Genomic DNA, 9,553 nt, shown 5'->3' with positions numbered 1-9,553 from the left:
AGATCAATGCGAAGGTCAGCAGTTGGGCGGTTTCGGGCATGGGGCACATCCTGGTTGTGCGAAAAGTAGCGGCGAGTGTATCCGAGCGGCGTCAGCGCCGGTAGCGTCAGCCTCTTCGCAGCACAAGGCTGCTCCTACAAGTACAACGTCAGCCGAAGAAGTACAACGTCAGCCAGAGAAGTACAACGTCAGCCAGAGAAGTACAACGTCAGCCGAAGAGGTACAAGGTCAGCCCAAGCGGTGCCAGGTCAGGCGAAGCGCTTGTCCAGGTAGGCAATGATGGCCTTGGACTCATACATCCAGCTCACCTTGCCTTCTTCCTCGATGCGCAGGCACGGCACTTTCACGCGGCCACCGCCTTCCAGCAGCGCCTGGCGATGCTCTGGGTCGTTCTTGGCGTCACGCAGCGCGACTGGCACGTTCAAGCGGTGCAGGGTGCGGCGGGTTTTGACGCAGAACGGGCAGGCATGGAACTGGTACAGCGCAAGGCCACTGGCCGCTTGCTCGACACGCGCCTGGGCGGCGGCATCGCGCTTGCGCTTGGCCGGGCGGCTGATCCAGTCACCGAACACGATGAGCTGGCCGAGGCCAACCCGCAGGGCTTTGACGATCATGGGCAACTCCTGAAAAGAAAAAGCCGACCCAGCAGGGTCGGCTCAGGGTAACCAGCCAATCACTTGATCAGGCTGAGGAACTCACTGCGGGTGGCGGCGTTGGCGCGGAATTCGCCCAGCATCACCGAGGTGATCATGCTCGAATTCTGCTTCTCGACACCGCGCATCATCATGCACATGTGCTTGGCTTCGATGACCACGGCCACGCCAGCAGCGCCCGTTACCTTCTCGACCGCTTCGGCGATCTGGCGGCTGAGGTTTTCCTGAATCTGCAGGCGGCGTGCGTACATGTCGACGATGCGTGCCACTTTCGACAGGCCCAGCACCTTGCCCTTGGGCAGGTAGGCCACGTGCGCCTTGCCGATGAAGGGCAGCATGTGGTGCTCGCACATCGAGTACAGCTCGATGTCCCGGACCAGTACCATCTCGCTGTTGTCGGAGGTGAACAGCGCGCCGTTGGTGACTTCTTCCAGCGTCTGCTCATAACCGCGGCAAAGGTACTTCATGGCCTTTGCAGCCCGCTTGGGCGTGTCGAGCAGGCCCTCACGGGAGACGTCCTCGCCGATCTGGCTGAGAATCTCGGTGTAGTTCTGTTCCAGGGACATGTATCTACCTGTGGGAAAAATCGCAAAAACGAAGGGTACGGCGGCAAGGGCGGCGCTGCAAGCGCGGCGTTACTCGTCGCGTCCTTCGAGCATGGTTCGTTTAAGCATCACATACACCGCGCCGGTGCCGCCATGGCGCGGGTTGCACGAGGCAAAACCGAGCACTTGCGGGTGCTGGCGCAGCCAGGTGTTGACGTGACTCTTGATCATCGGGCGCTTGCCGTCGAGGCGCGCGGCCTTGCCGTGGGTGACGCGGACACAGCGCACTTCCAGCTTGGTGGCCTCGGCGATGAAGTCCCAGAGTGTTTCACGGGCTTTCTCGACGGTCATGCCGTGCAGGTCGAGGCTGCCCTCGAAGGCAATCTGGCCGAGCTTGAGTTTGCGCAGCTGGGTTTCCTGCACGCCGTCACGGCGCCACATCAGCTCGTCTTCGGCGCCAACGTCGATGACGAACTGGTCGGACATGCCGTCGATCACCAGTGCCTTGTCGCTGCGCACGGTAGCCGCCTGCCGCAGGCCGGCCAGCTGCTTGCGGTCGGCCTTGGGTTTGCCGACCTCGGCACGGTCGTGCTTGATCGGCTTGACGCCGCGCACTTCGGCATGGAACAGGGAAAAGTCGTCGTCTTGCATGATGCCTCCACGTGGGCGGCGTAGTTTACGCGACTGTGGGGCTGTGTGCAGCCTGTGCGGGCCTCTTCGCGGGTAAACCCGCTCCCACAGGTTTCGCGCGGACACTGAGCCTTGTGGGAGCGGGTTTACCCGCGAAGAGACCCGCACAGGCGATACAAATGAGTCAGTCGTGTTTTTTCATCAAGTGCGGCGACAGGTTCAATTCCCGCCCGCGACGCAGGCGAATACGGCTGCGCCGCCAGAAGCGCACGCCCAGCCACAGCAACAGCAAGCCAGCCCCGGTGAGGATGCTGGCCAGCGGTTTGTTGGCATTGAGTTCTTGCAGGGCCGGGTAATTGCCCAGCAGGCCGGCGATGCCGGCCATGGCCAGCAGCACACCCAGCGTTGCCAGCAAGGCGGACAGGCCGGCAGCCAGGCGTGCGCCCCAATTGCGCGGTTCGCGCGTGCGCAGGCGTTTGGCGTCGAAACTGCCTTTGAGCTTCATTCCGATTTCCTCTGTGGATATCCGGAATTCGACCTGCGCTCGCCCTTTGGGTTCCGCCCGGCTGCCGGGCGGTCGTTACCCGCCCTGAATCAGATCAGGCTGGCGGTAGGGGCGACACAGGCGAAGTTGTCGGCCATCACGGCCATTTCACACTGGTGAATCTGTGCGGCCGGGATGACCCCGTCCTTGAACGCCAGGTCGCGGGTCGCCGAGGCGTCTTCCACCAGGGTGCACCGATAACCATAGTCCTTGGCGCGGCGCACGGTGGTGCTGACGCTGGAGTGGCTCATGAAACCGCAGACGATCAGGTCCAGGTGGCCCAGCGCCTGCAGGGTGTCGTGCAGCTTGGTGTTCTTGAACGCGTTAGGCATGCGCTTTTCGATGACGATTTCGCCTTCGTGTGGCTCCAGCCCAGGGATGAACTGGCCACCGCTGCCTTGTGGGTCGAAACGGCCACCGACAGTGCCCAGGTGACGGACGTGGATGATCGGACGGCCGCTCTTGCGCGCGGCATCGAGCAACCGGGCGATGTTGGCCACGGCCTCGTCCATGCCCGACAGTGCCAGGGGACCACTGAGGTACTCCTTTTGCGCATCGATGATGATCAGGCTGGCGTGGCTCAGCTTGGCCGGCGGGTAGTCGCGGCCAGTGAGGCGGAACATCGTGGTTGGAACGGACATCAAGGGCTCCTTGGAAGGGCTTTTGTATACCTATTGTCCCTTGCCTTGGCGTCAATGGGAATGGTTGACATCGCAAACAGCGTGGTTACTGGCCTGTGGCTACCCTTTGGGGAACGCCAAGGAACAATTGTGCGGGTTGGGCTGTTAGACTTTTGTACGGTCTGAATTAGGAGTACCCCCGTGATCACATCCCGTCTGCGCACGCTGCGCGACTACATTCGCTGGGCGGTCAGCCGCTTCCACGAGCGCGAGCTGTTCTTCGGCCACGGTGCCGACAACGCCTGGGACGAAGCCCGCCTGCTGGTGCTGGGTGCCGTGCACTTGCCATGGGAGGTGGCCGACAGCTACCTGGACTGCATGCTCGAGGACGACGAACGCGTGCGCCTGCAGCACCTGCTCAAGCGGCGTATCGAAGAACGCGTGCCCACCGCCTACCTGCTGGGCGAGGCGTGGTTCTGCGGCATGTCGTTCATTGTCGACGAGCGCGTGCTGGTGCCCCGTTCGCCGATTGGCGAGCTGATCGAAAAACGTTTCGAGCCGTGGCTGGCGGCAGAGCCTGCGCGCATTCTGGACCTGTGCACCGGGTCTGGTTGCATCGGCATCGTCGCGGCCGAAGTGTTCCCCGAGGCCGAAGTGGTGCTGGGCGACCTGTCGTTCGATGCCCTTGAAGTGGCGAACCAGAACATCGAGCGTCACGGCCTGGACATGCGCGTCTACACCGTGCAGGGCGATGGTTTCGATGGCCTGCCAGGGCAGCGCTTTGACCTGATCCTGTCCAACCCGCCGTATGTCGATGCCGAAGATTTTGGTGACATGCCGGCCGAGTATCACCACGAGCCTGAGCTGGGCCTGGCCTGCGGTAACGATGGCCTGGACTTGGTGCGGCGTATGCTGGCCGAGGCGGCTGACCACCTGACCGACAAAGGGTTGCTGATTGTCGAAGTGGGCAACAGCCAGGTGCATGTCGAGTCGCTGTACCCCGAGGTGGATTTCGCCTGGCTGGAATTCGAGCGGGGCGGGCATGGGGTGTTCATGCTGACAGCCGAGCAGTGCCGGCAGCATCAAGAGCTGTTCAAAGCCCGGGTTTGAGTGGGGGCTGCTTTGCAGCCCATCGCCGGCAAGCCGGCTCCCACAGGTTCAGCGCCGTTCTCAAGGCCAGTTCTGCACCTGTGTGGCTTGCCGGCGATGTGGCCGGAACAAGCAACACAAGCAGTTGTTCCCACAGGTACAGCGCCGTTCTCAAGGCCAGTGCTGCACCTGTGGGAGCGGGTTTACCCGCGAAGCAGGCGCCACGGTCTCAGCGAGTAGCAATCCAGATCAGCAGCCCCGCCTGAAACATCGCAAATGCCACCAGGCAGGTGATGGTAAAGCGCAACCCGCCATCTTCACGCCGGTACTTGGCCACCCGCTCATCACGTTCGCGCAGTTGACCTTCCAATTCCTGCAGCTGTTGATCGGCCTGCTGCAGCAAGTTGGCCGCATCGAGAATCTCCACCCGCTGCAGACGCTCGCTGCTCCAGGCGCCTTTCAGCTGGCCCACCGTGGCTTCAACGGTACGGCCTTTGAGGTGCTGAGGGTCTTCGTACTCCACTTCGATACCCACCCCGCGCAAGAACTGGTCCCGGCGCAGGCGTGAATCCTCGCTCAGGGCATCCTTGCTCGGCAGTGCCATGCCTTCGACCCGGTAATGCGACCACCTGCGCTGCAACCATTGCACGGCCTGGGCCAGCATGAAGCGGCCGATACCGCGGTTCAGGGGTTCCAGCTGCAGGCCCTGGTCGCTGCCAATGCGCACCAGGCGTTCGGCGTGGTCGACGCGGATATCCAGGTGGTTCTGCTCTTTACGCACCTTTTGCCCCGGCAGCTGGATTTCCATGCGCAGCAGGCTGTGGGCTTTGTCGTGGCGCTCGGCGTAGCCGAACTGCACAAAGCGCAGGGGGCGGGCGCCGGTGGCGCGGTCGGTGGGCAAGGGGGCCAGGCGCAACAGCTGGAAGTGTTCGGCGGCAAGGTCGGCCCAAGGCAGCGCGGCGCCGTCCTGGGGTTGTGGCTCGTCGGCCGGCTCTAGGGCGGCGGGGGCAATTGTCATGGGGGCTGTCCTTATGTGCGTACTGGCAGCCAGAGGGGGCACTGCGTGCCCCTTTCGCGACACAAGGCCGCTCCTACAAAAGCGTACGCGATCGCCAGTGTAGGAGCGGCCTTGTGTCGCGAAAGGGCCGCGCAGCGGCCCCAATTCTTGCCGCCATCTACTCTATCGGCAGCCCCGGCCAAGACCTGAGGGTCAGGCCGATGGCAAATGCTGGATGAACGTGACGATCCGCTCCCCCAGCTCACGGGCCAGTGGCAGCTCGGGGTTGAGGTAGCTGTCACGCTGTTCGCTCATGGCCTTGGGGCTGATGCGCAGCATGTGGTTCATGCCATCGATCAGCACCAGTTGCGCATCCGGTTTCGCAGCCTTGAGGCGCTCGGCATCCGTTACGTCGACCTGCACGTCGTTGCGGCCCTGGACGATCAGCGCCGGCATCGGCAATTGCGCGAACGCCGCCGCCGGGTTCTGCCGGAACAGCGAAATCAGGTACGGCTGCACGCTGGGGCGGAACACCTGGCGCAGCGGCGCGGGCACATCCAGGCTGGTCTGCCCAGCCTGCAGGCGGTCGAGCAAGTCACTGCCACGTGCCAATTGGGCGGGCGGCAGGCGCTGGGCCAGCTGCTCGCGCAGTACGTCGGCCAACGGGCGGCCGACGCCGGCCAAGGTGATCACCGCGCTGGCACCTGCCTGTTCGGCGGCGAGGCTGGCGATCAGCGCGCCTTCGCTGTGGCCCACCAGAATCAGCGGGCCGAACCGCGGGTCGGCCTTGAGCTTGTGGCTCCAGGCAACCACATCGGCGACATAGCGCTCGACGCTGAGGTCACGCTCATCGGGCGTGGCCGGCTGGCTCGCGGCCACGCCGCGCTTGTCATAACGCACGCTGGCAATGTGGTCGTTGGCCAGCACCAGAGCCAGCCGCTTGAGGTTGTCGATACGCCCCGTGGCCGGGTTGTTGCCGTCTCTGTCGGTGGGGCCGGAGCCCGCGATGATCAACACCACCGGGGGCGGCGTGGCCTGTTGTGGCAGCAGCAGGCTGCCGTGCAGCACGCCCTGGCCGGTGTCGAGGTCGATGGGGCGCTGCAAGACAGTGGGGGAGGCGGCCTGGGCGAGGCCAGCACAGAGCATGAACAACAAGGCGACGAGGCGCGGCATCATGGGGTACTACGGTGGGGAGATGTCGGTTTGACCCAATGTTTGTGGGAAGGTTCGGTGGGTAGTTGCCTGTGCTGGCCTCTTCGCGGGTAAACCCGCTCCCACAGGATTACCCCTAGCCTGAAAGCAGTGATATTCCTGTGGGAGCGGGTTTACCCGCGAAGAGGCCCGCACAGACAACCAATCCCTCGGTATTTTTCCGTATACTGCCGCTTTCGTTCACCTCAGGCAGACTCGCGGAGCGTCCATGTCCGGCAATACCTACGGCAAGCTGTTCACTGTCACCACCGCAGGCGAAAGCCATGGCCCGGCGTTGGTCGCCATTGTCGATGGATGCCCGCCGGGCCTGGAGATCTCCCTGGCCGACCTGCAGCATGACCTCGACCGGCGCAAGCCTGGCACCAGCCGGCACACCACCCAGCGCCAGGAGCCGGACGAGGTCGAGATCCTCTCCGGTGTGTTCGAAGGCCGCACCACCGGCTGCTCGATCGGCCTGCTGATCCGCAACACCGACCAGAAGTCCAAGGACTACTCGGCGATCAAGGACCTGTTCCGCCCGGCGCACGCCGACTACACCTACCACCACAAGTACGGTGAGCGTGACTACCGCGGCGGCGGCCGCAGCTCGGCCCGCGAAACGGCCATGCGTGTCGCGGCAGGGGCCATCGCCAAGAAGTACCTGGCCACCCAGGGCATCACCGTGCGTGGCTACATGAGCCAGCTGGGCCCAATCGAGATTCCGTTCAAGACGTGGGAGTCGGTCGAGCACAACGCCTTCTTCAGCCCCGACCCGGACAAAGTGCCGGAACTCGAGGCCTACATGGACCAACTGCGCCGCGACCAGGATTCGGTCGGGGCGAAGATCACCGTCGTGGCCGAAGGCGTGATGCCAGGCCTGGGCGAGCCGATCTTCGACCGCCTCGACGCGGAACTGGCCCATGCGCTGATGAGCATCAACGCGGTCAAGGGTGTCGAGATTGGCGCCGGCTTTGCCAGTGTCGCCCAGCGCGGTACCGAGCACCGTGACGAGCTGACCCCGGAAGGGTTCCTCAGCAACAACGCCGGCGGCATTCTGGGGGGGATTTCCTCGGGCCAGCCGATTGTTGCGCACCTGGCACTGAAGCCGACCTCCAGCATCACCACGCCGGGGCGTTCCATCGATGTGGAGGGCAACCCGGTGGACGTGATCACCAAAGGCCGTCATGACCCCTGTGTCGGCATCCGCGCCACGCCGATCGCCGAAGCGATGATGGCCATCGCCCTGATGGACCACCTGCTGCGCCACCGCGCACAGAATGCCGACGTGAAGGTCAGTACGCCGGTGCTGGGCCAGCTTTGATCCATTTGTGATTGATGTGCCGAATGCACCGGCACACCTCTGTGTAGGAGCAGCCTTGTGCTGCGAAGAGGCCGGTGCAGTTGGCAGATTCATGCAGTGGTTTCACCGGCCCTTTCGCAGCACAAGGCTGCTCCTACACAGTGGGATCGAGCCGGTACGCTAAACACACCATCGGCCCATTCCATGCCCCCAATCCCCTACTGGCGCCTGTCCAGCTTCTACCTCTTCTACTTCGCCCTGCTGGGCTCCACAGCCCCCTTCCTGGCGCTGTACTTCGACCACTTGGGTTTCTCCCCAGCGCGCATCGGCGAGCTGGTGGCCATCCCCATGCTGATGCGCTGCGTCGCCCCCAACCTGTGGGGTTGGTTGGGCGATCGCACCGGCCAACGCCTGCTGATCGTGCGCCTGGGCGCCTTGTGCACGCTGGCCAGCTTCGCCCTGATCTTCTTCGGCAAGAGCTACGCCTGGCTGGCGCTGGTCATGGCCCTGCACGCGTTCTTCTGGCACGCGGTGTTGCCGCAATTCGAAGTCATCACCCTGGCGCACCTGCACGGGCAAACCGCCCGCTACAGCCAGGTACGCCTGTGGGGTTCGATCGGTTTCATCCTCACGGTGGTGGGCTTGGGGCGCTTGTTCGAGTGGCTCAGCCTGGATATCTACCCGGTCGCCCTGGTGACGATCATGGCGGGCATCGTCCTCGCCAGCCTGTGGGTGCCCAATGCCCAGCCGCTGGAGCAGGGCGAGCGCAGCGGGGCGGGCGGCTTTTTACAGCAACTGCGGGCACCTGGGGTAATCGCGTTCTATGCGTGCGTGGCGCTGATGCAGCTCAGCCATGGGCCGTACTACACCTTCCTTACCCTGCACCTGGAACACCTGGGCTACAGCCGCAGCGCCATCGGCCTTTTATGGGCACTGGGGGTGGTGGCCGAGGTGCTGGTGTTCATGGCCATGAGCCGCATTTTTGCGCGGTTTTCCGTGCAGCGGGTGTTGCTGGCCAGTTTTCTGCTGGCGTCTTTGCGCTGGCTGCTGCTCGGCAACCTGGCCGATGACCCGGCGGTGCTAGTGCTGGCCCAGGTGATGCACGCGGCCACCTTTGGCTGCTTCCATGCCGCCTGCATCGCGTTCGTCCAGGCCAGCTTCGGCGCTCGGCAGCAAGGCCAGGGCCAGGCGTTGTATGCGGCGTTGTCTGGCACCGGCGGTGCGCTGGGCGCCTTGTACTCGGGCTACAGCTGGAAACTGCTGGGGCCGACCTTCACCTTTGGTATGGCCAGCGCCGCAGCCTTGGCCGCAGCCGTTATCATTGCCCTTTGTTCGCAATCGACCAGGACCCGCCACTGATGAGTACCCTCAGCGTTTTCCACCCGTCCAGCCCAGGCCTGCCGAACAAGCTGCTGACCCACCACGACGACATTGCCGCGACACTGGCCGAGCAGGGCGTGCGTTTTGCCCATCACCCGCTTGCGCTTCGGGTTCGCCCTGGCAGTTCAGAGGATGAGGTGATGGCAGCTTGCAGGGAGCACCTCGACCAGTTGATGACCGGCCACGGCAGTGCGGCCTTCACACTGCTCAACCGTGATGGGGTGGACCCGGCACAGGCGGATGTACGTGACGAACATGTGCATGACGCCGAAGAGGTGTTTGCGGTGGTCAGCGGGCGGGCGCAAGTGGGTTTGCGGTTGGGCGAGTTCGTGTATTCGGTGCTGTGCGAGAAGGGCGATCAGCTGGTGGTGCCGGCAGGCACGCGGCGCTGGGTTGAGCTGGGCGAGACGCCGTTCTGCCTGGCGTTGCGGTTGTTTGGCAGTGAGCAGGGGATGCAGGCGCGGTTGACCGGGGATGAGACTGCCCGGGCGTTTTTAGGGATCGACGAGTTGTAATGCTTGGGCGGGCCTCTTCGCGGGGCAAGTCGGACCGCCGCACCGCCGCTCCTACAGGTCAGTGGTATTCCTGTGGGAGCGGCGGTGCG

At 64.0% G+C, this 9,553-nt stretch carries 11 protein-coding genes; 4 read left to right on the top strand and 7 right to left on the bottom strand.

The features are described from left to right. Nucleotides 1–248 precede the first annotated feature (248 nt). From OO306_RS27235 to OO306_RS27215, 5 genes are all read right to left on the bottom strand, one after another. A complete protein-coding gene (locus OO306_RS27235) occupies nucleotides 249–614 on the bottom strand; it encodes a glutaredoxin (protein ID WP_238216108.1) in 366 nt (121 codons plus the stop codon). A 59-nt stretch (nucleotides 615–673) separates the two neighbouring features. Then, the gene (gene folE / locus OO306_RS27230; protein ID WP_027596006.1) at nucleotides 674–1,219 is read right to left on the bottom strand and encodes a GTP cyclohydrolase I FolE; all 546 of its coding nucleotides are present in this window, start codon (nucleotides 1,217–1,219) and stop codon (nucleotides 674–676) included. Between the two features lie 69 nt (nucleotides 1,220–1,288). Continuing rightward, the gene (locus OO306_RS27225; protein WP_027596007.1) at nucleotides 1,289–1,849 is read right to left on the bottom strand and encodes a Smr/MutS family protein; all 561 of its coding nucleotides are present in this window, start codon (nucleotides 1,847–1,849) and stop codon (nucleotides 1,289–1,291) included. A gap of 163 nt (nucleotides 1,850–2,012) precedes the next feature. Continuing rightward, a complete protein-coding gene (locus OO306_RS27220) occupies nucleotides 2,013–2,333 on the bottom strand; it encodes a hypothetical protein (RefSeq protein WP_027596008.1) in 321 nt (106 codons plus the stop codon). A gap of 89 nt (nucleotides 2,334–2,422) precedes the next feature. Beyond that, a complete protein-coding gene (locus OO306_RS27215) occupies nucleotides 2,423–3,013 on the bottom strand; it encodes a cysteine hydrolase family protein (protein WP_027596009.1) in 591 nt (196 codons plus the stop codon). A gap of 180 nt (nucleotides 3,014–3,193) precedes the next feature. Here OO306_RS27215 and prmB point away from each other — a divergent pair, with 180 nt between their 5' ends. After that, on the top strand, nucleotides 3,194–4,102 hold the full coding sequence (gene prmB, locus OO306_RS27210) for a 50S ribosomal protein L3 N(5)-glutamine methyltransferase (RefSeq protein WP_085273721.1): 909 nt from the start codon (nucleotides 3,194–3,196) through the stop codon (nucleotides 4,100–4,102). A gap of 208 nt (nucleotides 4,103–4,310) precedes the next feature. On the opposite strand, the gene OO306_RS27205 is transcribed toward prmB, so the two are convergent. Further along, entirely contained in the window at nucleotides 4,311–5,099 is a 789-nt protein-coding gene (locus tag OO306_RS27205; RefSeq protein ID WP_099428580.1) for a hypothetical protein, read from the bottom strand. Nucleotides 5,100–5,291: 192 nt separating this feature from the next. Then, nucleotides 5,292–6,254: an alpha/beta hydrolase gene (locus OO306_RS27200; protein ID WP_027596012.1), complete on the bottom strand. Its 963-nt coding sequence runs from the start codon at nucleotides 6,252–6,254 to the stop codon at nucleotides 5,292–5,294. A 244-nt stretch (nucleotides 6,255–6,498) separates the two neighbouring features. Between OO306_RS27200 and aroC the strand changes: the two genes are divergently transcribed. The 3 genes from aroC (at nucleotide 6,499) to OO306_RS27185 (ending at nucleotide 9,464) form a co-directional block, all read left to right on the top strand. Continuing rightward, on the top strand, nucleotides 6,499–7,590 hold the full coding sequence (gene aroC, locus OO306_RS27195; protein WP_027596013.1) for a chorismate synthase: 1,092 nt from the start codon (nucleotides 6,499–6,501) through the stop codon (nucleotides 7,588–7,590). A gap of 183 nt (nucleotides 7,591–7,773) precedes the next feature. Beyond that, entirely contained in the window at nucleotides 7,774–8,928 is a 1,155-nt protein-coding gene (locus OO306_RS27190) for an MFS transporter (protein ID WP_265970332.1), read from the top strand. Continuing rightward, entirely contained in the window at nucleotides 8,928–9,464 is a 537-nt protein-coding gene (locus OO306_RS27185) for an oxidase (protein ID WP_265970331.1), read from the top strand. Before OO306_RS27190 ends, OO306_RS27185 begins: the two co-directional genes overlap by 1 nt. Nucleotides 9,465–9,553 lie beyond the last annotated feature (89 nt).

This window comes from Pseudomonas sp. DCB_AW, assembly GCF_026240895.1.
Taxonomy (GTDB): Bacteria; Pseudomonadota; Gammaproteobacteria; order Pseudomonadales; family Pseudomonadaceae; genus Aquipseudomonas; species Aquipseudomonas kermanshahensis.
The sequence above is the reverse complement of the archived record's forward strand: the minus strand, read 5'-3'. Positions and strand labels throughout refer to the sequence as shown.

What these genes read in the sequence shown, in the direction of transcription:
- OO306_RS27190 (WP_265970332.1), top strand. Translation starts at nt 7,774, where the DNA reads ATGCCCCCAATCCCCTACTGGCGCCTGTCCAGCTTCTACCTCTTCTAC.
- OO306_RS27215 (WP_027596009.1), bottom strand. Translation starts at nt 3,013, where the DNA reads ATGTCCGTTCCAACCACGATGTTCCGCCTCACTGGCCGCGACTACCCG.
- OO306_RS27220 (WP_027596008.1), bottom strand. Translation starts at nt 2,333, where the DNA reads ATGAAGCTCAAAGGCAGTTTCGACGCCAAACGCCTGCGCACGCGCGAA.
- aroC (WP_027596013.1), top strand. Translation starts at nt 6,499, where the DNA reads ATGTCCGGCAATACCTACGGCAAGCTGTTCACTGTCACCACCGCAGGC.
- OO306_RS27185 (WP_265970331.1), top strand. Translation starts at nt 8,928, where the DNA reads ATGAGTACCCTCAGCGTTTTCCACCCGTCCAGCCCAGGCCTGCCGAAC.
- OO306_RS27205 (WP_099428580.1), bottom strand. Translation starts at nt 5,099, where the DNA reads ATGACAATTGCCCCCGCCGCCCTAGAGCCGGCCGACGAGCCACAACCC.
- folE (WP_027596006.1), bottom strand. Translation starts at nt 1,219, where the DNA reads ATGTCCCTGGAACAGAACTACACCGAGATTCTCAGCCAGATCGGCGAG.
- OO306_RS27225 (WP_027596007.1), bottom strand. Translation starts at nt 1,849, where the DNA reads ATGCAAGACGACGACTTTTCCCTGTTCCATGCCGAAGTGCGCGGCGTC.
- OO306_RS27235 (WP_238216108.1), bottom strand. Translation starts at nt 614, where the DNA reads ATGATCGTCAAAGCCCTGCGGGTTGGCCTCGGCCAGCTCATCGTGTTC.
- OO306_RS27200 (WP_027596012.1), bottom strand. Translation starts at nt 6,254, where the DNA reads ATGATGCCGCGCCTCGTCGCCTTGTTGTTCATGCTCTGTGCTGGCCTC.